At 44.1% G+C, this 22,644-nt stretch carries 20 protein-coding genes; 8 read left to right on the top strand and 12 right to left on the bottom strand.

Translation table 11 applies throughout. The features are described 5' to 3' along the window. Positions 1 to 63 precede the first annotated feature (63 nt). Entirely contained in the window at positions 64 to 801 is a 738-nt protein-coding gene (locus FTU80_RS15215; protein ID WP_180085965.1) for a sulfite exporter TauE/SafE family protein, read from the top strand. Between the two features lie 9 nt (positions 802 to 810). Here the strand turns inward: FTU80_RS15215 and FTU80_RS15210 are convergent, their stop codons facing one another. From FTU80_RS15210 to FTU80_RS15195, 4 genes are all read right to left on the bottom strand, one after another. Continuing rightward, entirely contained in the window at positions 811 to 1,713 is a 903-nt protein-coding gene (locus FTU80_RS15210) for a LysR family transcriptional regulator (RefSeq protein WP_180085963.1), read from the bottom strand. 114 nt (positions 1,714 to 1,827) lie between these two features. Further along, on the bottom strand, positions 1,828 to 3,132 hold the full coding sequence (locus tag FTU80_RS15205; protein ID WP_078191643.1) for a solute carrier family 23 protein: 1,305 nt from the start codon (positions 3,130 to 3,132) through the stop codon (positions 1,828 to 1,830). Between the two features lie 297 nt (positions 3,133 to 3,429). Then, on the bottom strand, positions 3,430 to 6,114 hold the full coding sequence (gene ppc / locus FTU80_RS15200) for a phosphoenolpyruvate carboxylase (protein WP_180085961.1): 2,685 nt from the start codon (positions 6,112 to 6,114) through the stop codon (positions 3,430 to 3,432). A 152-nt stretch (positions 6,115 to 6,266) separates the two neighbouring features. Further along, positions 6,267 to 6,890 (bottom strand): TetR/AcrR family transcriptional regulator, encoded by a 624-nt coding sequence (locus tag FTU80_RS15195; RefSeq protein ID WP_180085959.1) that lies wholly within the window; start codon positions 6,888 to 6,890, stop codon positions 6,267 to 6,269. A 151-nt stretch (positions 6,891 to 7,041) separates the two neighbouring features. Here FTU80_RS15195 and FTU80_RS15190 point away from each other — a divergent pair, with 151 nt between their 5' ends. The 4 genes from FTU80_RS15190 (at position 7,042) to dnaJ (ending at position 13,021) form a co-directional block, all read left to right on the top strand. Continuing rightward, entirely contained in the window at positions 7,042 to 8,148 is a 1,107-nt protein-coding gene (locus FTU80_RS15190; protein WP_180085957.1) for an efflux RND transporter periplasmic adaptor subunit, read from the top strand. Continuing rightward, on the top strand, positions 8,148 to 11,285 hold the full coding sequence (locus FTU80_RS15185) for an efflux RND transporter permease subunit (protein WP_180085955.1): 3,138 nt from the start codon (positions 8,148 to 8,150) through the stop codon (positions 11,283 to 11,285). Before FTU80_RS15190 ends, FTU80_RS15185 begins: the two co-directional genes overlap by 1 nt. A 133-nt stretch (positions 11,286 to 11,418) precedes the next feature. Further along, positions 11,419 to 11,796, top strand: coding sequence for a hypothetical protein (locus FTU80_RS15180; RefSeq protein WP_078194105.1), 378 nt, complete (start codon positions 11,419 to 11,421; stop codon positions 11,794 to 11,796). 106 nt (positions 11,797 to 11,902) lie between these two features. Beyond that, positions 11,903 to 13,021 carry a molecular chaperone DnaJ gene (dnaJ, locus tag FTU80_RS15175; RefSeq protein WP_180085953.1) on the top strand — a complete coding sequence of 373 codons (1,119 nt, stop codon included), beginning with the start codon at positions 11,903 to 11,905 and terminating at the stop codon, positions 13,019 to 13,021. A gap of 84 nt (positions 13,022 to 13,105) precedes the next feature. On the opposite strand, the gene FTU80_RS15170 is transcribed toward dnaJ, so the two are convergent. Then, complete coding sequence (locus FTU80_RS15170) at positions 13,106 to 14,749, bottom strand: PglL family O-oligosaccharyltransferase (RefSeq protein WP_180085951.1); 1,644 nt, start codon at positions 14,747 to 14,749, stop codon at positions 13,106 to 13,108. A gap of 198 nt (positions 14,750 to 14,947) precedes the next feature. On the opposite strand from FTU80_RS15170, the gene dapB reads away from it, so the two are divergent. Further along, complete coding sequence (gene dapB / locus FTU80_RS15165) at positions 14,948 to 15,769, top strand: 4-hydroxy-tetrahydrodipicolinate reductase (protein WP_078194102.1); 822 nt, start codon at positions 14,948 to 14,950, stop codon at positions 15,767 to 15,769. A 58-nt stretch (positions 15,770 to 15,827) separates the two neighbouring features. Next, complete coding sequence (locus FTU80_RS15160; RefSeq protein ID WP_180003644.1) at positions 15,828 to 16,472, top strand: START domain-containing protein; 645 nt, start codon at positions 15,828 to 15,830, stop codon at positions 16,470 to 16,472. Positions 16,473 to 16,504: 32 nt separating this feature from the next. On the opposite strand, the gene FTU80_RS15155 is transcribed toward FTU80_RS15160, so the two are convergent. Further along, entirely contained in the window at positions 16,505 to 16,927 is a 423-nt protein-coding gene (locus FTU80_RS15155; RefSeq protein ID WP_257221572.1) for a hypothetical protein, read from the bottom strand. A gap of 107 nt (positions 16,928 to 17,034) precedes the next feature. Here FTU80_RS15155 and FTU80_RS15150 point away from each other — a divergent pair, with 107 nt between their 5' ends. Next, positions 17,035 to 18,459, top strand: coding sequence for a PLP-dependent aminotransferase family protein (locus FTU80_RS15150; RefSeq protein ID WP_180085949.1), 1,425 nt, complete (start codon positions 17,035 to 17,037; stop codon positions 18,457 to 18,459). A gap of 82 nt (positions 18,460 to 18,541) precedes the next feature. Here the strand turns inward: FTU80_RS15150 and FTU80_RS15145 are convergent, their stop codons facing one another. The 6 genes from FTU80_RS15145 to FTU80_RS15120 all read right to left on the bottom strand — a co-directional run bounded on the left by FTU80_RS15145 (position 18,542) and on the right by FTU80_RS15120 (position 22,594). After that, the gene (locus FTU80_RS15145) at positions 18,542 to 19,564 is read right to left on the bottom strand and encodes an NAD(P)-dependent alcohol dehydrogenase (RefSeq protein WP_180024808.1); all 1,023 of its coding nucleotides are present in this window, start codon (positions 19,562 to 19,564) and stop codon (positions 18,542 to 18,544) included. A gap of 25 nt (positions 19,565 to 19,589) precedes the next feature. Then, the gene (locus FTU80_RS15140) at positions 19,590 to 20,159 is read right to left on the bottom strand and encodes a DNA-3-methyladenine glycosylase I (RefSeq protein ID WP_180085947.1); all 570 of its coding nucleotides are present in this window, start codon (positions 20,157 to 20,159) and stop codon (positions 19,590 to 19,592) included. Positions 20,160 to 20,178: 19 nt separating this feature from the next. Next, positions 20,179 to 20,424: a hypothetical protein gene (locus FTU80_RS15135; protein ID WP_078191630.1), complete on the bottom strand. Its 246-nt coding sequence runs from the start codon at positions 20,422 to 20,424 to the stop codon at positions 20,179 to 20,181. A gap of 15 nt (positions 20,425 to 20,439) precedes the next feature. After that, complete coding sequence (locus FTU80_RS15130) at positions 20,440 to 20,946, bottom strand: M23 family metallopeptidase (RefSeq protein ID WP_180085982.1); 507 nt, start codon at positions 20,944 to 20,946, stop codon at positions 20,440 to 20,442. 85 nt (positions 20,947 to 21,031) lie between these two features. Then, complete coding sequence (mutY, locus tag FTU80_RS15125; protein WP_180085945.1) at positions 21,032 to 22,078, bottom strand: A/G-specific adenine glycosylase; 1,047 nt, start codon at positions 22,076 to 22,078, stop codon at positions 21,032 to 21,034. 156 nt (positions 22,079 to 22,234) lie between these two features. Further along, on the bottom strand, positions 22,235 to 22,594 hold the full coding sequence (locus FTU80_RS15120) for an HIT family protein (protein WP_180085943.1): 360 nt from the start codon (positions 22,592 to 22,594) through the stop codon (positions 22,235 to 22,237). Positions 22,595 to 22,644: the final 50 nt, after the last annotated feature.

Genomic DNA, 22,644 nt, shown 5'->3' with positions numbered 1-22,644 from the left:
ACACTGATTTTTCAAAGTGCCTGAATTGCATAGCATAGAGCCAATTTTTCAGCGAGTTTCGCCATGATTTGGTTCGTCATCACAGTTTTTGCAATCGCAGGTCTAATTAAAGGCACGATTGGGTTAGGCCTGCCTGCGGTATCGATGGGCTTACTCACCATGGTGATCAGTCCATTTCAGGCAGCGACGTTATTAATCATTCCATCTATGGTCACCAACTTTTGGCAACTATTTGCCGAAGGGCAGGTGCTGCGCCTCATTCAACGCTTTTGGCCCTTGTTACTTGGGATTATCGTCGGTTCAATTTGGAGTATTTTTCCAACTTTAGGACATGGTGAATTTAAAAGTGAAGCTTTACTGGGGGGCATGTTGGCACTATACGGACTGTATGGGCTTTGTGCGAAAAGCTTGCCGAACTTTGCACCACATGAAAAATGGCTATCTCCAATGATCGGTTATCTCGGTGGAGCACTGACTGTAGCCACAGGTGTAGTGGTGATTCCTGTGGTGCCATATTTGCAAGGTTTACAGCTCAAACGCGATGATCTTGTACAGTCACTCGGTTTGGCCTTTACCACGTCAACCATTTGTTTGGCAGTGTTCTTACAGCAAAATCCTGTGGAAGATCTCCCGATTGATTATGCCATGTCAGCTATGGCACTGGTTCCTGCGCTCATTGGTATGTGGGCAGGGAAAAAAATACGTTACCGCATTCCAGAACAAAAATTCCGTAAGGTGTTTTTTATCGGATTGATTGCCCTTGGTAGCTATATGATGCTGCACCAGTTTGGCGTAATTTAAAGACTAGACTTAGCTATCCAAAGCAGATTTTTGTGACAGTAGAAACTGACTGAAATGCTGATAATTTAAGGGTAAATCATCAAAATTACGTGCGGTGAGGAGCAATTTCCGATTGGCCCAGTCACCGCTGAGCTCAACTTGTGCAAAGGCATACAAATTGAGTAATCGTTGGGCCGCACGTTTTGGCATGATGGCAATGCCCACACCATTCGCCACCACTTGCGCGATCGCGGCAAAGTTCGGCAACCGCAGCCGATACTGAATTTCACAGCCGAATAATTTGGCTTGAGCCTCGATCGATTGTTGCAAGGAATGATATTGCATCAAACCGACAAAAGGATAATGCAAAATCTCTGCGGGTTTGACGCTAGGTGTGGTGGCCAATTCATGGGTTATAGGACAAATCAGTACCAAAGGATCATCGGCAAACTCAAGTGTCTGTAGTTGTTCAGATTTAAAGAAACCTGAAATTAAGCCTAGTTGTGCATTACCTTGCTCTATCGCTGCAATGATGTCTTTAGACTCGGCTTCATGCAGCTCAATTTTTGTGTTGGGATTTTCCAGCAAATAACGTGGCAGCAAGACCGGTAAATATTCACTTTGTGCAGATGAATTACACCATAAGGTCATATTGGAACTCAGCCCACGCGCAAAGGGCAGCATAGCATGTTCTAATTGTTGCCCCTCACTTAAGATACGCTGTGCATGTTCAACCAAGGTTTGACCGGCAAGAGTCAGTTTGACCCCTTTGGCTTGGCGAGTGAACAGGGCTGTGCGGTAATGCTGTTCGAGTTTTTTAATCCGTTCACTGGCTGCTTGTAGCGAGATGGCAGAACGAGCAGCGCCTTTGGTCAGACTGCCGCTGTCTACAATGTGCAGCACTAATTGAAGGTCGAACAAATCCAGTCGCATAGGGTGTATTCCTTGGCTAATGCCTTATCTTACCGAAAGTGTAGCTATAAAAAAAAGCGACCTTTCGGCCGCTTTTCAAATGAATATTGTATTCTTTTTAAATGCTTTGGAGGCTTATTCTGATTTATCGCCCAAACTAAAGAACCAGTTCAAAATCAGCGCTGCAAATGTTGCAGTACCAATACCGCCTAAGTTGAAGTTACCGAATTGAAGTGCAAAGTCACCTGTACCTAAAATAATCGTGACTGCTGCCACCATCAGGTTTTTATTTTTTGAGAAATCGACTTTGTTTTCAATCCAAATTTTCGCACCTGCAATGGTAATTAGACCAAATACAACAATCGATGCACCTGTCAAAATGGCTTGCGGAATGGTATGAATAATTGCACCAAACTTTGGAGAAAGACCAAGGAAGATGGCGAATACACCTGCAAATACAAACACGATGGTCGAGTAAACACGCGTTACTGCCATCACACCAATATTTTCGCCATAGGTGGTCATACCCGGACCGCCGACACCGCCTGAAAGTGTGGTTGCAACACCATCTGCAACGAAGGCTTTACCAATGTGCGGATCGAGGTTTTCACCTGTCATCGCGCCTACAGCTTTGATGTGGCCAAGGTTTTCTGCAACCAAAATCAACGCAATCGGTGCAATGATCAGCATGGCATTGAAATCGAAGACGGGTGAATGGAAGTGCGGAACACCAAACCAAGCAGCTTCTTGTACGGGAACGAAATTGATTGGTGTGCCATGACCCATGACATTGGAAATGATGTAATACACCAAATATGCCAGTAATAGACCGACCAACAGTAATAAGCGTTGTAACAAGCCCTTCGTGAACACTGCAATCGAACCCATACACAGTACAGTGACTAATGCCATCCACATATTAAAGTTGTTGCCTGCAACCCCTTTAATGGTGACTGGGGCTAGGTTCAGACCAATAATCATCACCACTGCACCTGTAACGACAGGCGGCATGAGTTTTTCAATCCAACGTGTACCCGTTGCCATCACGATAAAACCAAAAATGGCATATAAGATACCGCACGCCATGATCCCGCCGGCCGCCATCGCGATATTGGCATTTGGCGCGCCAGTACCTGATGCTGCATAACCGGTTGCTGCGATCACCACACCAATAAAGGCAAAACTAGAGCCTAAATAACTTGGTACACGACCACCTGTCATAAAGAAGAACAGGATGGTACAGATCCCCGACATTAAAATCGCAAGGTTGGCATCAAAGCCCATCAAAAATGGCGCAAGGACAGTTGCACCAAACATTGCAAAGGCATGTTGTATCCCCAATACCACACTTTGCACCGGAGGTAGGTACTCATTTGTACCTACAGGACGTGCATCAATATTGCCTTCGTACGGGCGCCATTTGGGAAACCAATTGGACATAAAATGAGCACTCAATAGATAAATTGTGCACATCATACTCTTGTTTTTTAGAAGATTTAATCTCTTTTAAAAATATTTTGTTCAAATTAATTACATGACTTTACATGTAAATTTACCAAATGGTAAAAGTTTTGAGGGTGTAAAAAAGGCATTAAATCATGCAATTAATCAAATAGGCTTGGAGCCAATTCTTCATAAATTTTTCTTATTTTATATATTCCAAAATAAATTAAAACCAATATGACTGGTCAAAAAAAAAGCACACAGTTCTGTGTGCTTTTTGAAAACTTGGAAGATTTAGCCAGTGTTACGCAAACCTGCCGCAATACCCGCGATGCTGACCATCAACGCATGGTCGACTGGGGTATTTTCAGCCTGACGCTCGGCAAGGTAAGCACGGCGGCGTTTCATTAGCTCGGCTTGCAGTAAATGAAGCGGCAATAAATAAGGCTTACGCACCTTCATGGATTGGTCGAGCACATCGTTACTGCTGAGTAATTTCGATTCACCTTTGAGTGCTAATAGCGTTTGTACCGCATCACGTAAACGCTGACGTAACTCTTCGCCCAACTGTTTGAGGTCTGCGTCATCCGTCAGATGAGACTCATAATACAGCGCCACATGACCATCAGCCTTAGACAAGACCATTTCCAACATATCAATTAACGTTTGGAAATACGGCCATTGCTCCAACATTTCTTCGAGTGTCTGCTTTTGACCTTGATCAATCACTTGATTAATCGCAGCACCTGTACCGAGCCAAGCAGGTAGCATCAAACGGATTTGCGTCCATGCGAACACCCAAGGAATCGCACGTAATGACTCAATTCCACCGCTAACTTTACGTTTGGCTGGGCGTGAGCCGAGCGGTAACATTTGTAGTTCCAGTTCTGGCGTTACAGTCCGTAGGTATTTTACAAAATGCGGATTTTCACGCACGGTTTGACGATACACCTGTACCGACAGATCCGTCATGCTGTGCATGAGCTGACGCCATTCCTGTTTCGGTTCAGGCGGTGGCAATAAGGTCGCTTCTAAGGTCGCTGCGGTGTAAATTTCTAAGTTTTGTAAGGCAATGCCTTCTAATCCAAACTTGAAGCGAATCATTTCCCCTTGTTCTGTGACACGGATTGCACCTGAAATCGAACCTGGTGGCTGTGAAAATAGGGCTTGCTGTGTCGGTGCGCCACCACGGCTGATTGAACCGCCACGGCCATGGAATAATGTCAGTTGTACATCATGCTTTTTCGCAACTGCGGTTAATTCTTCCTGCGCACGATACTGCGCCCAGTTTGCCGACATAAAGCCCGCATCTTTGGCTGAGTCTGAATAGCCAATCATCACCTCGTGTTTACCCTGAATATGCTGTTTATACCAATGCATATTAAATAGGGTATTCATGGTACGGGCGGCACCATCCAAATCTTTTAAAGTTTCAAACAGTGGCACGACGCGTAGCGCTTGTTTGATGCCGGCTTCTTTTTGCAGTAACAATACGGCCAAGACATCGCTCGGATGTTCGGCCATGGATATAATATAAGCCCCTAAACTTTCAGGTGGCTGTTCTGCCAAAGTGCGCATGGTCGCAAAGACTTCTTGTACATCTGGATGTTCAATCAGACTTTGTTTCGGCTCATTTAAAAACTTCGGTAGCAGTGGACGTTTGCTTTGGAGTTCCTGAATCAAGAAGTTTTGACGGGCTTGCTCCGTCCATGTTTCAAAATTGCCTAAACCTAAATATTCCGTAATGGCAGAAATCGCTTGGCGATGACGAGTCGACTCCTGACGAATATCGAGTTTGAGTAATTCGATACCGAAGCAATTCACCCGATGAATAAAGTCGAGTAACTGACCATTGGCAATTTCAGGTAAACCGCTGTCAATCAGTGAACGGTAGCAAACCAATAGTGGATCGAGCAACTCATGGCGGCTTTTAATGACTTGGCTATCGTCAGCATCTTCGCCACGGAGTTTCAGTGCCAACCAGTGACGAGTGGCTTTGAGGCGTTCACGCGCATCACGCAGGTATTCACGATAGGGTTCAGGGTGGAAATGGCCCAAGGCGTCACTGAGTTCTTGACTGCACTCCTGAATCGAAAGTTCCCAACGCAGGTCTTCGATATCGCGTAAATACAGGTCGGCAGCTTTCCAACGTGAAAGCCAAAGCACTTCTTGAGTAATGTTATGGGTGACGTTTGGGTTGCCATCACGGTCACCACCCATCCATGACGCAAAGCGTACAGGGGCAACATGTAAAGGCAAGGTCTTGCCACAATGATCTTGAACCATGCCATCCAATTCACGCATGAATTTGGGTACAGCATTCCACAAGGTCTGTTCAATGGTCGTGAAGCCCCATTTTGCTTCGTCGACAGGCGTCGGGCGATGTTGACGAATTTCATCCGTTTGCCATGCCGAGCAAATCAGTTGTTTTAAATCATCCAGTACGGCTTTGCGTTCGCGTGGCGTAAGTTTTTGTTGATCCATTTTAAACAGGCAATCATTAATCCCATCATATTTCTGGATCAAGGTACGGCGGCTGACTTCAGTTGGATGTGCAGTCAGGACCAGTTCAATTTTTAATTCACAGATTTGTTGGAACAGTTGTTCTGCACTGATGTTATTGCTTTTAAATTTTTCAAATAAATGATCCAGTGGATTCGGTGAGGGTGCCTGCTCATCAAACTCACTTTGGCGACGGCTGCGCACCACATTGTATTGTTCGGCAATATTGGCAAAGTTGAGAAAGTGCGTAAATGCACGGGTCAGTGGCAGAATTTCTTCATCTTTTAAATTTAAAAATAATTGTTCTAACTGTTTTTCGGCTTCAACTTGTCCATCGCGCGCGCCTTTAGACAAAGCACGAATTTGCTCTACCTGATTAAACAAATCTTGTCCTGCATGCTGCTTTAGGGTTTCACCCAATAAATTGCCCAGTAAGCGCACGTCTTCACGTAATGGAGCATCAATTTGTTGAATCATTTGTTATTTCTCCGCGTATTCCTGTCTCGACTATACCCCGAAAGTGCCGTGGCAAAAGGGGGTACAGACAAAAGTCGGATGACTTTTCTAGGTAAATGAGCAATAGCTATGCCATTTGTTTCAGTTTAGCGTTGAAATATTTCAGAAAATGCTTAGTTTTGCGTGCCGAGTTGATATTTCAGCATAAAGATGTCGATGGCAGAGTGAATAATGGCCTGTCGCTCTGCTGTTTCAGGTACTGGGCGCATGCCCAATAAGACTTCTTGATGGCGTAGTCCCATCAGTAGCGACACAATCAGTTCAGTTTGTCTGGCAGGATTATCCGGCTGAATGAAATTTAAAGCCGCTGCGTCTTGAAAGAAATTCTCCCAGACTTGGCGCATTTTCAAATGTGAGGCACGGAAAAACTGGTCCACCAAGGGACTGTGTTCGGCAGCCAACTCCAAAAGTAATAAATCCAGTTTAATGGCTTCTGGCAAATTCATGATGTTCAGCCCTAACTCACAAATTTCAACGAAAGCCTGCATAAAATGACTTTCGCTGTGCAGATGTCGCGGGCGGGTATTCAAAATATATTCACAGGTGTCTTCAATCGCACTGGTAAATAAGGTGGCTTTGTCCTGAAAATGGTTATAGACCGTCAGTTTGGTGACCCCTGCATGTTGCGCAATCTGATTCATGCTGCAACCGTGATAGCCCATTTCTAAAAATAATTGTTTTGCAGACTCTAAAATCCGTTGTCGTTTTTCTAAGTCTTTCGGGCGGCCGACATTCATTTGCTGAAAAAATTCCAAAAAAGGCGAAAAGGTCATTGATTTCGGATAATTAATCTAATTAATGTACCGCATGGTTTATTAATTAAAAAATAACCAAATTAATTGAATAATATTCTGCCCTAAAAAAGACTTTTTATTAAGAGCGAACTTCATGAGTACGATTAAGACCACAGTTGTCAGCATGATTATCGTTTGCAGTGTGACCTTATGGGGATGCAGCAAGGATAAAGCCCAAACGGAACAGGAAGTGCCATTTGTGATGGTGATTCAGCCGGGCACCACACATTTTGAACAAAAAAGTTATGCGGGTGATGTACAAGCACGCCAGCAAACAGCTTTGGCGTTTCGGGTTGGCGGCCAAATCACTGAGCGCTATGTCGATGTTGGAGACCAAGTCCGAGTCGGGCAAGTCTTGGCAAAATTAGACGTCAAAGATGCACAGTTGCAACTGAATGCAGCACAAGCACAGCTTGAAAGTGCGCGTTCCGCTGCACAGATTGCTGAAGATGAACTAAAACGCTTTAAGCAATTATTGCCAGTCAATGCCGTGAGTCGTTCGCAGTACGATGCGGTGGAAAACCAATATAAAGCGGCACAGTCGAACTTAAAGCAAGCGCAATCAAATTATGATGTGAGTCGTAATCAGACCGGTTATAACCAATTAATTGCCAATAAAAATGGGGTCATTACTGAGCGTAATATTGAGATTGGTCAAGTGATTGCAGCAGGACAACCAGCATTTCAATTGGCGATTGCAGGTGAACGAGAAGTGGTCATTGGTGTGCCTGAACAAGCGGTTGCTGAAATTAAAACAGGGCAGGATGCATGGGTCACCTTGTGGTCGAAACCACAGGAAAAATTTGCAGGCTATGTGCGTGAAATTAGTCCTGCAGCCGATCAGTCTCGTACTTATAGTGTCAAAGTGGCATTACGTGAAGGCAATAGCGCCATTCAACTGGGGCAAAGTGCACGGGTATTTTTAACCAAAGCACAGCAGAATGTTTTGCATGTGCCGTTATCGAGTGTGTCTGCGAGTGGTCAGCAGGCATATGTGATGGTGGTCAATGCAGATAATACGGTACGTAAAGTTCCAGTAAGTTTAGGCGAATACGGACGTGACAGCGTGCCCGTACTCAGTGGTCTGCAAGCAGGGGATTTTGTTGTGGTTGGCGGCGTGCATTTGCTCCGCGAAAAACAAAAAATACAACCTGTTGATCGTGAAAATCGAGCGGTACACATTCAGGCAGGAGTTAAATAATGCATTTTAACTTGTCTGAGTGGGCATTGAAAAATAAAGGCTTAATCCTTTATTTTATGATTCTACTGGGCATTGTTGGGATATTTTCTTATTCCAAATTGTCGCAGAGTGAAGACCCGCCATTTACCTTTAAAGTCATGGTGATTCAAACCTATTGGCCTGGTGCAACAGCCAAAGAAGTTTCGCTACAAGTCACCGATCGGATTGAAAAAGAACTGATGACCACGGGGCAGTATGAACGCATCATGGCGTATTCACGTCCGGGTGAATCCATGGTGACCATTGTGGCCAAGGACAGTCTACGTTCACAGCAAGTCCCCGATGTTTGGTACACCGTACGTAAAAAGGTCAATGATATTCGCCATCAATTGCCATCTGGGGTGCAAGGTCCTTTCTTTAATGATGAGTTTGGTGACACCTTCGGTAATATCTATGTGCTGACCGGCAAAGACTTTGACTATGCCACCATGAAGGAATATGCCGACCGTTTACAGCTCCAGTTACAACGAGTGAAAGACGTTGCGAAAGTGGATTTGATTGGTCTGCAAGATCAAAAAGTTTGGATTGAAATTTCCAACACCAAAGCTACGCAAATGGGCATACCTGTGACGGCGATTCAACAAGCCTTGCAACAGCAAAACACAGTTGCCAGTGCCGGCTTTTTTGAAACCAATTCAGACCGGATTCAAGTGCGTGTCAGCGGCAATTTACAAAATATTGATGAACTGCGTCAGATGCCTTTATTGGTGAATGGTCGAACCATTCAATTGGGTGATGTAGCAGATGTACATCGGGGCTTTAGTGATCCACCACAGCCACGTATGCGTTTTATGGGCGAAAATGGTTTAGGTATTGCCGTGTCGATGCGTAAAGGTGGCGACATTCTGGCTTTGGGTAAAAATCTAGAAACAGAATTTGCCCGCTTACAAAAAACCTTGCCCTTGGGCATGGAACTAAAAAAAGTATCGGATCAGCCTGTAGCCGTGAAGCGCAGCGTCAATGAGTTTATGAAAGTCCTCGCTGAGGCGGTGATTATCGTCCTATTGGTGAGCTTCTTCTCCTTGGGTTTCCGTACAGGATTGGTTGTGGCATTTTCCATTCCCTTAGTCTTGGCCATGACTTTTGCTGGCATGCAGATGTTTGATGTCGGTTTGCACAAGATTTCTTTGGGGGCGTTAATTCTCGCACTCGGTTTATTGGTGGATGATGCGATTATTGCCGTCGAAATGATGGCGATCAAAATGGAGCAGGGCTATAGTCGATTACAAGCCGCCGGACATGCGTGGCGGACGACCGCATTTCCAATGCTGACAGGAACATTGATTACTGCGGCCGGCTTTTTGCCGATTGCCACAGCCGCATCGAGCACAGGCGAATACACTCGCTCGATTTTCCAAGTGGTCACCATCGCATTGGTGGTGTCATGGTTTGCAGCGGTGCTGTTTGTTCCCTATCTAGGGGATAAATTACTACCCGACTTCAACAAAGATTTGGTACAAAAAGCCCCATGGTATCAGCGCCTGTGGGCACGTTTGCGCAAACAACCTGAACCTCAGCCGATGGTGCATCATGCCGGGGAACATCACGATCCTTATCAGTCGCCGTTTTATCAACGTTTCCGTGGTTGGGTTGACACTTGTGTGACTTATCGCAAGACGGTGATTGCAGCGACGGTTGGCATCTTTGTATTATCAATTTTAATGTTTAAAACCGTACCACAGCAGTTTTTCCCACCGTCAAACCGTGCTGAAATTTTAGTGGATTTAAAGCTGGAGGAAGGTGCGTCGCTGAAAGCCACAGAAGCGGCAGTAAAAAAAGTCGAAGCGTTCTTGTCGAAAAAACAAGGCATTGATAATTTTGTGGCTTATGTGGGGACAGGTTCACCGCGGTTTTATTTACCTCTAGATCAGCAGTTGCCCCAAGCCAGTTTTGCTCAGTTTGTGGTATTGGCTTCATCTTTAGATGATCGCAATGAAATTCGTCAGTCATTAGCAGAAGAAATCCGTAAGCTCTTACCTGAAGTACGTACTCGCGTTTCACTTTTAGAAAATGGCCCACCTGTGGGTTATCCATTGCAGTTCCGCGTGTCGGGTGAAGATCTGAGCTTGGTTCGAGAGTGGGCACAACGGGTGTCTGCAAAAGTCAGTGAAAACCCGAACACCACCAATGTGCATTTGGATTGGGGTGAACCAAGCAAAGTCATTAAACTGGACATCGACCAAGATCGCGCACGTCAAATGGGGGTTTCCAGTCTAGATCTGTCCAATTTCCTGAATAGTTCAATCAGTGGTGCAGTGATTAATCAGTATCGTGAGAAACGAGAGCTGATTGAAATTCGGATGCGTGGTGATCAAGCCGAGCGATTGGATGTCGGTTCTCTCAGCAGTTTGGCTGTACCGACCAGCAATGGTGGTTCAGTGCCATTGGCGCAGATTGCGAAAATTGAGTATAGCTTTGAAGAAGGTTTGATTTGGCATCGTAACCGTTTACCGACCATTACTGTGCGCGCGGATATTCGCAGTAAATTGCAACCTGCAACGGTGGTGGGTGAGTTAAAAGATTCATTTGATCAGTTACGTGCAGAGATGCCGAATGGATATCTCCTCGAAGTAGGCGGTACTGTGGAAGAGTCAGCACGTGGTCAAACTTCTGTAAATGCGGGCATGCCATTATTTCTCGCAGTTGTCATGACTTTGTTGATGATTCAATTACGCAGCATGTCACGGGCGATGATCGTATTTTTAACTGCACCTTTGGGCATTATTGGCGTGGTGTTATTCCTGTTATTATTCAATAAACCCTTTGGTTTTGTGGCGATGCTCGGCACGATTGCACTGTCTGGAATGATTATGCGCAATTCACTGATTTTGATTGATCAGATTGAACAAGATATTCAGTCCGGGGAGTCGGCTTGGGATGCGATTATCAATGCGACGGTACGTCGTTGCCGTCCAATTGTGCTGACTGCATTGGCCGCTGTATTGGCGATGATTCCACTTTCTCGCAGTATTTTCTTCGGTCCAATGGCTGTGGCGATTATGGGTGGATTGATCGTGGCGACCCTGCTGACCTTGTTCTTTTTACCTGCGTTATATGCACAGTGGTTTAAAGTGAAAAAAACTCAGCAGAATCCTTAAAAGTGTCATAATATTGGGTGCGAAATATTGAATTTTTCTCTATAGTAGCACCTGATCTACAAAGACATTTTTAAAAAGTAAAACAACCACAAGTGCAGCACGGCATATTGTGGTGTACGGGGTTGAATCACAGATGACAGCAGAGAGTTTAGCTAAGTATCGCCGTTATGTTGCGATTTCTTATGTCTTCATGTTTTTCGCTTTATTTACCCTGATTAGTGGTGTATTTGCCTACGGCTTTGCACGCAAAGTCACTCAAATCGATTCTGCAGAAGTTTGGCTACAAGCCCAAGCGCTTTGGGTCATGCGCACCGTCGTGATTTATTCCATGATGGCCATTTTTGCCGCACTGTGGTTTATTCCTTTATTTTTCTATTATTGGGACACCTATCTTTGGGTGACTGCATGCACGGTAATTGGTGTGGTCTTTGCTGCGATTGCCTTTTTGTATTTATTAAATGCATGGATCCAAGGTCTATCCAAATTCGTTAAAAATAAGGCTGTTTTCTAAGTCAATTTATTTTTTTCCTGCCTACCCCTTGAAAAAATGGTTTGATTCCCCAATTTCAGACCACAGTTAAGTATTAAATTAAATTCCGTGAGGAGCATCGCCAGACATGGCTAAACGTGATTATTATGAGGTTTTAGGTGTATCTAAAACCGCAAGTGATGATGAAATTAAAAAAGCCTACCGTAAGTTGGCGATGAAGTATCACCCTGACCGTAATCCAGATAACCCAGAAGCTGAAGAAAAATTCAAAGAAGCTGCAGAAGCATATGAAGTTTTATCGGACAGCGAAAAACGCAGTATGTATGACCGTATGGGACATCAAGCTTTTGAAGGCGGCATGGGCGGCGGCGGTGGCTTCGGTGGTGGTTTTAGCGCAGAAGATATTTTTAGTCAGTTTGGTGACATATTCGGTGGCGCATTTGGCGGTGGTGGCCGTGGTGGTCAGCAACGTGCACGCCGTGGTTCAGACTTACGCTATGTTATGGAGCTTACCCTTGAGGAAGCTGTAAAAGGCGTGAAAAAAACCATTACCTTTACTGCGCCAGCGCCATGTGATGCCTGTGGTGGTAAAGGATCTAAAAATCCAAACGACGTTGAAACCTGTAAAACTTGTCATGGTGCAGGTCAAGTGCGTATGCAACAGGGCTTCTTCTCTGTGCAGCAAACCTGTAGCACATGTCGTGGTCAAGGTAAAATTATTAAGAACCCATGTAATAAATGTCATGGTTCAGGGGTTTCTGACCGTCAGCAAACTTTAGAAGTGACCATTCCTGCAGGTGTGGATAATGGCGACCGCGTACGTTTAAGTGGCAAAGGCGAGGCGATCCGTGATGGCCAAGCAGGCGACTTATATGTAGAAGTGGTGGTACGTGAACACGAAATCTTCCAACGTGATGGCGCTGACCTGTATATGGATGTGCCTGTAAGCATTGCAGATGCTGCATTGGGTAAAGAAATTCAAATTCCGACTCTCGATGGTCGTGTGAGCTTGAAAGTACCTGAAGGGACTCAAACTGGTAAGTTGTTCCGCTTACGTGGTAAAGGTGTGAAACCTGTACGTACCAGCATGACCGGTGACTTACTCTGCCGTATTGTGGTGGAAACGCCTGTAAACTTAACGGCTCGTCAACGTGAATTGTTGAAAGAGTTACAAGACACGATGGATGGCGATGACAATAAATCATCTCCGAAGAAAAAATCATTCTTCGACCGTTTATTTGATTAATTGATATGATTTGCTTGAGTTCGCTGTGATGTGAACTTAGCTATAAAAAAGCCTGCATAATTGCAGGCTTTTTTATTGAGCGTTTTAAGGTTTCGGCTGTGCTATAGGCGCTAATAAACTCTCATAGCTCATGTCGAGCCTATAGATATTTTTAAGACGCTGTAGCTGATGACGTGCTTCAGCCTCACGACCATTAAAGGCCAATAAACGTGCATATTTAATGATGTGGTATTTCGCTGGATAGCTGCGAACCAATTTTTCAGTATCCTGAATGGTTTGTTCAGAAACGATGGAATATGGATTTAAACGAATAATCGCTACCCGATGTCTAAATTCCGTGAGTAAATAGATCGGCTCATGGTTGGTGATTTTCTCCGGTGTTTTTTCATATTTTGATGCCTGACCCAGCTGAATCGCTGCATTGGCATAATCACGATAAATCACCGTGATCAGCACTGCGCCAATCACGAAAACAATGCGGATAAACCACGGAGACAGATTCAAAGTAGCCGCCTGTGGCTTCGCTGCTTGAAGAATCCCAATAATAAAACCCGCAGGCAGTAAGAAATATGCGTAGTTTTGCGGAAACTCCAACATGGCATGAATAACGAAGACACCGACCATCAATAGGCCAATCACAGATAATGCAGACTTGGCTAACTTCTGTAATTGGATGCCCCAATAAGCGAAATAGGCCAAGAACGGCACACCAATAATGGCGCCATTCCACAATAAGAAATCCAAAATAAAATTGTGTGAGCTACGAATCCATACAGGCCCTTGTACCGTGTCAGAGATCGAGACAAAAGCGCTACTGGTTTGATGCCAACCATAGCCAAACCAAGGCTGTGCAGCTACGGCATGCGCCATTTGTTGCCAAATGGCTAAACGAGACATATCTCCACCAGCACGTTCGGCTACGTCACGACTTTCTTGAATATTCATGTCGGATATTTGGCTCATGATTTGACTTAATTTTGGCATCAATACAATCAGTGCCACAAAGCCGATAAACCAGGCCAAGCTGTAAAACCAGCGAAGACGGATATAATCTTTGTACTGTGCATAAGCCAAATAGACTAGGACGCAGATACTTGCCACCCAAGAGGTGCGAGATTGGCTGAGCGCGACCCCAATTAAAATAGGAATTGCACAAGCGACCAAATAGCGGGTTTTAACTTTTTGCTGTTCATAAACATATAAGCAGGCTAACAAGGACATGAGCAGAAACGTGGCCATGTTATTCGGCTGAGCAAAGTTTGCAAATGGGCGCGTAGTTCCACTAATTTTCATCACAAAAGGAAGAAACGAGTCGAAATCTAGCCACTGACATATTGCGATGAGTCCGGTCATGACCCCCGAAGCAACAAAGGTATAGCTCAGGTATAGGAAGGTTTTTTCGCGTTTTTCCGTACCTTGCGAGAGGCTGAAACCAAGATTGATACACAGCCAGAAGCTGAACACAAACAGCATACAGAGCAAGGCAATACTAAAATAATACACCTGCCCAAAAGCCAATTGGACGAAGGGAATCAGCGCTAAGAGCAACAGGGGCAAGGAAATTTTTGCCACCATGAGCTTTTCTTTAAAGAACGTTGCCGCTAAGGCAAATAGGGCAAAGAAGGTGTAAAGCTCACCGGTATACGTGGCCCAAGGTCGGTAATGAATCGGAATCAGCCATGCCAGTGCAATACAGACTGCCGCACAAAGATACAATAGGGTTTTCATGAATATTCAAGATCAATAGAACGCGCCTATCATACCGTGAAAATGCCTAAACTTGGTGAGGGAATAGTCAGCGTCTGTGGTAGAAGTTGATTTGCAAAAGTCCTTCGGAAAATGCAGGATTTTTTTGTTTGTAACTTAGCCTGCGCATGGAGTTTTGATATAGTAAGACCAATTTCGAATCAACATTAGGAAAATGTTATGTCAGCAGCTCCACGTATTGGTATCTTGGGCGCAGGCGGTCGTATGGGACGCATCTTAATTCAGGCGGTTCAGCAAGCTGGTTATCAATTGGCTGCTGCGGTAGAACGTCCTGAAAGTAGCTTAGTCGGTGCGGATGCCGGTGAACTTGCAGGGATTGGCGCGGTTGGCGTAAAGGTTGTCGGTAACCTAGCTGAAGTTTTAAAAGATTGTGATGTCGTGATCGACTTTACTGCACCTGCAGCAACGGCACAGCATCTTAAACTTTGCCGTGAAGCAGGCGTTGCGATTGTCATTGGTACCACAGGTATGAATGATGAGCAAAAAGCTTATCTCGATGAAACAGCAACAGAAACCCCAGTGGTCTATGCAGCGAACTATTCTGTCGGTGTAAACGTTTCAATCAAACTTCTTGAATTGGCATCAAAAGTGTTTGGCGATACTGTGGATATTGAAGTGATTGAAGCTCATCATCGTCATAAAGTTGATGCACCATCAGGTACAGCGCTAATGTGGGGCGAAGCCATTGCCGGTGCTTTAGGACGTGACCTAAAACAAGATGCTGTGTATTGCCGTGAAGGTCATACGGGTCCACGTGAACGTCAAACCATTGGCTTCCAAACGATTCGTGGTGGTGACATTGTCGGTGAACATACTGCGATGTTTATTGCGGATGGCGAACGTGTTGAAATTACCCATAAAGCGACCAATCGTATGAACTTTGCCTCTGGTGCAGTACGTGCAGCTGCATGGGTAGTTGGTCGTGAAGCACGTAAGTACGATATGAAAGATGTACTGGGTTTTAACGATATTGACGTATAAAAGCGCGTTAAAATCCGTTATAACAACAGCATAAAATTAAAATAAGACGATCAATGGAATGAAAAAAGTCATCTTTATGGCCTGTGCTGTCGCATTCACTGCGGCAGTACAAGCGAAAACTATGGATAATGCCAAACTCACGATTAATAAAAATAATATTAAGGTTTGGACCTACCAAAATGCTCAAAATCCTGTCTTTCAATACAAAGCTGAAACTAGTTTTGATGTGCCCATCGAAAAAGCGGTTTCCCTGATTTTAGATGTGGAAAATGCAGTGAATTGGGTCCCTTATATGGGCAGTGTCAAAGTCTTATCCCGCGATGACCAGAAAGGTGAATTCAGTTTATATATGGTGTTGGATTTTCCTTTTCCCTTGAAAGACCGTGATTTAGTGGTACAAGGCAAAATGCGTAAAGATGCACAAGGCATCATTAGCATCCAAAATAAAGCAGTTAAAAAAGGTTATCCGATTAATCCCAATTATGTACGCCTAACCGACTATGAGGGTGATTGGACCTTCCAGCGTTTAGGCAATCAAAAAGTCAAAGTGTCGACCTATGGCTATGCCAATCCGGAAGGCTCCATTCCGCTCAGTTTCGTGAATATGTTTGTGCAGCAACAGCCTTATCAAATGCTACAAAAAATGAAAGTGCAGCTGGGTAAAAGCAAAACTGTTGCGACCGTTCCCGAAATTTTAAAATAAGCACCAGTAATGATTCAGTTCAATATGAATGATCAATAACTTTGCATCTCAGGCAGGCGAAATGCAGTCAACTGTTGCATGTGCTGTGTTTCTGGAAGTTCGATGCTGAGTAAGGTCTGTTCTGGAAATTGATGCGGATGTAACTTGATTTGAAATTGCCGCGCGGTCATTTGTTCACAGGCAAAGCGAAGTTTGGCTTGCTGCGGCATGATATTCATGCCGTTTTCAGATTTGGCTTTATAAATATATAGCTTTTGATGTAACCCACCGCTGGTGATCGGTTGGATCTGTTCAAGTTCATATTGCGTCAGTTTTTGGGCACTTAAAAAGCCTTGAATTAAAGATTTACAGATAAAATTTTGCTGGCTTTGAGTGTGCTGTTCGGGTTGGCACGCCATAAGCGTGAGTGTGCTGAAGATGATTAGACCCGCTCGAAGCTGCGTGAAGTCATTCATTTAATTTTCCCCCTATCGTTATTTTTGAGATATCAACCTGATGCCATCAGCTTAAATCTGTTAACTTAATGGGTACAGATACAAGAATGATTAAAAAAAGGGTACAGATGGCTTTTCAATATCAGCAGCTTGCGCAGCAGTTGGCACAGAAAATTTATAGTGGTGAATTGGCCGCAGGGCAGCGTCTTTATGCGCTACGTCAATTTTCACAGCAGCATCAGATCAGTTTAAATACCGCGAAACGCTGCTATGAATTACTTGAAGCCAAAGGCCTCATTTATGTCAAAGAAAAGTCTGGTTATTTTGTACAATCCTCACAGAAAGCCCAGCAAATTGCCGTGCCGAATCATCCTGATTTTGATTCCCGACCTCGTGAAATTTCGAATTTAGAATTGCAAATTCAGATCCATGAAGCATCTGCAAATAGTCGCCTGATTCATTTGGGTTCAATTCAGTTGTCCCCCAATTTTGTTCCTGTTGAAGCAATCAGACGTTCAATCCAAAGGGCATTAAAGCATTGTAAACCAGAAGATTTTTTATATAACAATCGGCAAGGTCATCCACAATTGCGTGAAGCGTTGTCGGCACATTGGGCTGAAGATGGTTTTTACATGCCTAAGGATGATATTTACATCAGCAATGGTTGTATGCCGGCTTTGTCAGTGATGTTGCAAAATCTGAGTGCGGAAGGGGAGAGTGTCATTGTCCCGACGCCGAACTATAACGGGCAATTGCAATTATTGGCTTTATTGAAGCGGAAAATTGTTGAAATTCCTGCCAATACTGAAGGTTTTGATTTAGATCGTTTAGAGCAGGCAATGCGGGATTCAGGCGCGAAAGTTTGCTTATTGACTGCAAATTTTCAAAATCCTTTGGGTTTTTGTTTAAGTAATGAAGATAAGGAACGAATTGCACAACTGGCTGAAAAATATCAATGTTATGTGATTGAAGATGATATTTATGTTGAGTGTAGTTTCAATGCAAAGCGACCATTGCCTATCAAATATTGGGATCGGGCGGGCTATGTGATCTATTGTGGGTCGATTTCAAAATCTTTATCGCCTTCTTATCGGGTGGGGTGGTTTTGTCTTCCACCACATTTGCAACATTTGCGTCCCAAATTACTTTTGCAAAATGATTCGGTGAATACGCCTTTGCAGTTAGGACTTGCCGATTTGATTTTTAGTCGTGCGTATCGCCAACATCTTGCTGAATTGCGTCCTAAATTAATGTTGCAAGTCGAGCAGTATCGTCAGTATATTTACGATGCTTTTCAAGGGGTTGATATCCGTCTAAATCGGCCTCAAGGCAGTTATGCACTGTGGTTGCAGATGCCAGAACAAATAGACAGTTTGGCGCTGTATTACCATGCGCAAAAACATGGCATCAATATTGTGCCAGGTTTAATTTTTGGTGAGGACAATCGTTATAACAATTGTATTCGCCTAAATGCAGGGCATGAGTTGTCGACAGAAATTCAGCAGGCCATTTTATTGCTTGCAGATTGGGTGCGTAAGGAATGCATAAACTGAAATACCGTCTACTTTTGATGAGTGCATAAAGGGTACAAAAAAGCCTGCATGCAGCAGGCTTTTTTGGCTTAGATTTTTGCCGTTAAAAATCAGCTTTCAGCACAATTCGATAACGCACGTTTCCTGAATGCAAACGTTCAATCGCTTCATTCACCTGAGACATTGGATACATTTCAATTTGTGGTGCAATATTTTGACGTGCGGCGAATCGAAGTAATTCACGCAGTGCCGCAGGAGAACCTGTTGATGAGCCTGTGACAGATTTAGCACCACTGATCAGCATACCTGCGGGAATTTGCATTGGCTCAAGTGCTAGGCCGAGCATGTGAACGCTTCCATTCGGTGCCAAAGTCGAAAGATAGGCTTGCCAATCCAACGTTACATTGACCGTGCTTAAAATCAAATTGAACTTCCCACGCTGTGCTTTAATTGCAGCAAGATCACGACTATTCACCACATGGTCAGCACCCATAGCTTTAAGTTCATCGGTTTTATCTAAGTTTGAACTGAACGCAGTAATTTCACAGCCCCAAGCTTTGAGCAGTTTAATCGCCATATGACCTAAACCACCAATGCCGATTACGGCAACATGGTGAATGGCCTGAATTTGATGCTGTAAAATGGGATCAAATACCGTAATCCCACCGCAGAGTAGAGGACCAGCACTGGTTGGATCAAGATCATCTGGAAGCGGAATAACCCATTGCCAGCCAGCACGGACTTTGTCGGCAAAGCCACCTGCATGACCGACGATTGTCGCTGTCTTGGTTCCAGTACATTGCACTTGGCGACCATCGATACACGAGTCACAGTGTTGACAACTTTCTGCTGTCCAGCCAATGCCTACACGCTGTCCGACTTTGAGTCCTTTTGCTTCGCTGCCGAGTTGGGTAATGGTTCCAATCACTTCATGCCCAGGGACTACAGGATATACCGAAGATTTCCAATCATTTTGGATAATAGAAATATCTGAGTGACAAAGACCGCAATACTCGACTTTGACTTCAACCTGATGGGCTTGTAATTCACCTGCATCAAATTGGTAGGGAACAAGGGCTTCACCACTGTTCATTGCTGCATAGGCGTGGATTGTATTGTCACTCATTATTCTATCCTTTCTGTTTTTGAGGTCATTCTTCGTGCGTGTATTTAAAGTCACAGTGATTTTCATGATCATTGACCATGCCGATGGCTTGCATCAGGGCATAGCAAGTCGTTGGGCCGACAAATTTAAAACCATGCTTTTTTAATGCTTTGGACATGGCCTGACTTTGAGCGGTTTGTGCAGGGGCGCTGCGATATTCAACAACATCGTTGTTGGCAATGTGACCTTCGACAAAACTCCAAAGTAATTCCACAGGATGAATCCCTTGGGCTTTTAACTGTTGCCAAGCTTTGGCATTATCTCGAATGGCAGTGAGTTTGCCGATATGACGAATCAAACCTGAATCTTGTAATTTTTCTTGTAATTGTAGGTCACTCAATGCTGCAATTTCGGCAATGGGATATTGAAAAAAATGCTGCTGATAGCAGGCCCGCTTTTTCAGCACAGTGATCCAAGACAGCCCCGCTTGTTGTCCTTCAAGACATAGCATTTCAAAGAGATGCTGCTCATCAAAACTAGGTTTAGCCCACTCAGTGTCGTGGTAGGCAATATATAAAGGATCTTCGGAGCACCAAGCACAGCGTTGTATCGTCATGTTGAATGCTCCTTTTGACTTAAATTTTAAAGACAGTCCATTGGTCGTTTTTATTGTCCCAATACAACAGTTCCGCTTGATCGAGATCGGCAAATTGAATCCATACATCTTTACCAGATTTGTCTGCGTAGCCGGTGCTGATGAGTAATGCTTCTTCAGTGATCTCCATGATCCAGCCCTGATAAGACTGTCCATTGAGGCTGATTTTTTGTTGATTACCAGATTCTGCAAATTCCACCAGACGATTGATCAACGCTTCTGACATGTATATTTCCTAAAATTAACGTAAATACGGATAGGGGTTAACGGCATTGCGACCTTTACCACCCAAGTAAATGCCGTAATGCAAATGTGGTGCAGTATGTCGAGCATTGCCAGTATTACCTACATAGCCAATGACATCACCTTTTTTGACATAGTCGCCGACATTTAAGCCACGTTTATGACCATCAAGATGCGCATAATAATGCCAAGAACCTGCGGGTCCCATAATCCATATCACTTTACCACCCAAATTGTTATTACGTAAGTCAGCAACTAAACCTTCTGTAGCACTGAGGACTTTTGTTCCACGTGGAACAATAATATCAATGCCTTCGTGGCTCCGCCCTTGGCTACGCGCTGCGCCCCAAGTATCCTTGAGCGCACTTCGTTTGACTTGATGAACAGGAACAGGCAATTGATTGGGTAAACGCATGTTTTGTAATTTTTTCACTTCATGTGCAGGCAATGTACTACCAGATGGTTTGGGGGGAGTTGACGTACAGGCGCTGAGTAAAAGCAACATAAAACCAATACCGCCGAACAACCCTCTGCGAAGCAAAAACTCTTGAGTCACATTTGTCCCTATTCAATTGATGAGCAGTTCAAAACTATGGCATAGAATGGCTTTCGAGTTCTAGCGTAGAAATGAGTTTTTTCATGGCGGTTGGAATACCGAGTGCAGTGGCTTGTATCGGGCTAAACCACTGTCCGTTGCATTCAATGGCTAAATGCTCTTTTTGCTCGGCGGCAACAGTAAATACAGTAGCCTCTAAAAGCCAAGTGAAGTGGGTAAAGCTATGTGATATCTGCACTTGAGTGGTGGTAGGTTTCAGTCCAAGCTGCTGAGTGTAGGATTGAAACTCATGGGGGTGATCAAAAATAGGTAAACACCACAGACCACCCCATAGACCGCTATTCGGACGTTGTATCCACAACCATTCTCCTGCAGATTGAATCAGCATGACTTGGGCCTCTCTCACTGGAACAGGCTTTTTAGGCTTTTTATAAGGTAATTCAGTCTCTAAACCTTGAGCATGTGCTTTGCAGTGCTGCTGCATAGGACAATATAAACAGAGCGGCTTTTTCGGTGTGCAAATGGTTGCACCAAGATCCATAATCGCTTGGGTATAATCGTGGTTGCGTTCAGTGGGACAGAGCTCTGTCGCCAGTTGCCACATGGCCCGTTCATGTACAGGTTTCGATAAATCATCTTCTATAGCAAAGAATCGAGACAATACTCGCTTGACGTTGCCGTCCATAATCACGCCATATTGTCTTAAACCCAAAGACATCAGCGCACCTGCGGTAGACGGGCCGATGCCGGGTAGTTCCATCCATTGCTCAAGATTGCTTGGAAAATGTCCCTGACGTGCAACAATACCCGCGGCTTTGTGTAAGTTCCGAGCCCGTGCATAGTAGCCTAAGCCAGCCCAATAGGGCGCCACATCATCCCAAGAGGCATGGCCTAAATCTTCAACAGTCGGAAATCGTTGAATAAATCGATCAAAATATTGTAGGACAGTTTTGACTTGGGTTTGTTGCAGCATAATTTCTGAAACCCATACTTTGTAAGGGTCATCCTTCACTTGCCACGGTAAGTCATGACGACCATGGACATCAAACCAGTCGAGAAGGGCATCAGAAAAGTTAAACATGCAATACAGTCAAAATTGAAAAAACCTGCCTAGTATACATCTTTCTATAGGTATTCTTTTTGTTCAAAACGAAATCTGTATATCAGGGGAAATGCCAAAATAGCAGCTATCAAAAAAGGAGCCGAAGCTCCCTTAGTGAGGGTCAATTTTTAAATTTTAGCTTTTAAAGCCCCAGCGGGAATCAAGCGCCAACGTTTGGTTTTCATAACGTGGAATAATGTGAATGTGCACATGTTCAGTAGCTTTGCCAAAAACTTGTCCATCATTAAACCCAATATGAAAGCCAGTAGGTTGATAACGTAAATTTAATTCATTACGTGCTTGTTCAAGTAAGGACATTAAACTTTTACGTTCTTTATCAGTAATTTCAAAAAAAGAACCAACGTGACGTAGCGGGACAATGACAGCATGTCCTTTAGACAGTGTGTGTGGTTCAGGAAGTACAACTCCAAAATCATTTTTTGCAATAACGTCATATTCGTCAAAATTGCAATATGGACAATTGAGATCTGTCATTGTGCTCTCCTCATTTTTATAAATTAAATATTGGTATTGGTTCTTAGCGC

The organism is Acinetobacter sp. YH12145 (assembly GCF_013418335.1).
GTDB classification, from domain to species: domain Bacteria; phylum Pseudomonadota; class Gammaproteobacteria; order Pseudomonadales; family Moraxellaceae; genus Acinetobacter; species Acinetobacter amyesii.
The sequence above is the reverse complement of the archived record's forward strand: the minus strand, read 5'-3'. Positions and strand labels throughout refer to the sequence as shown.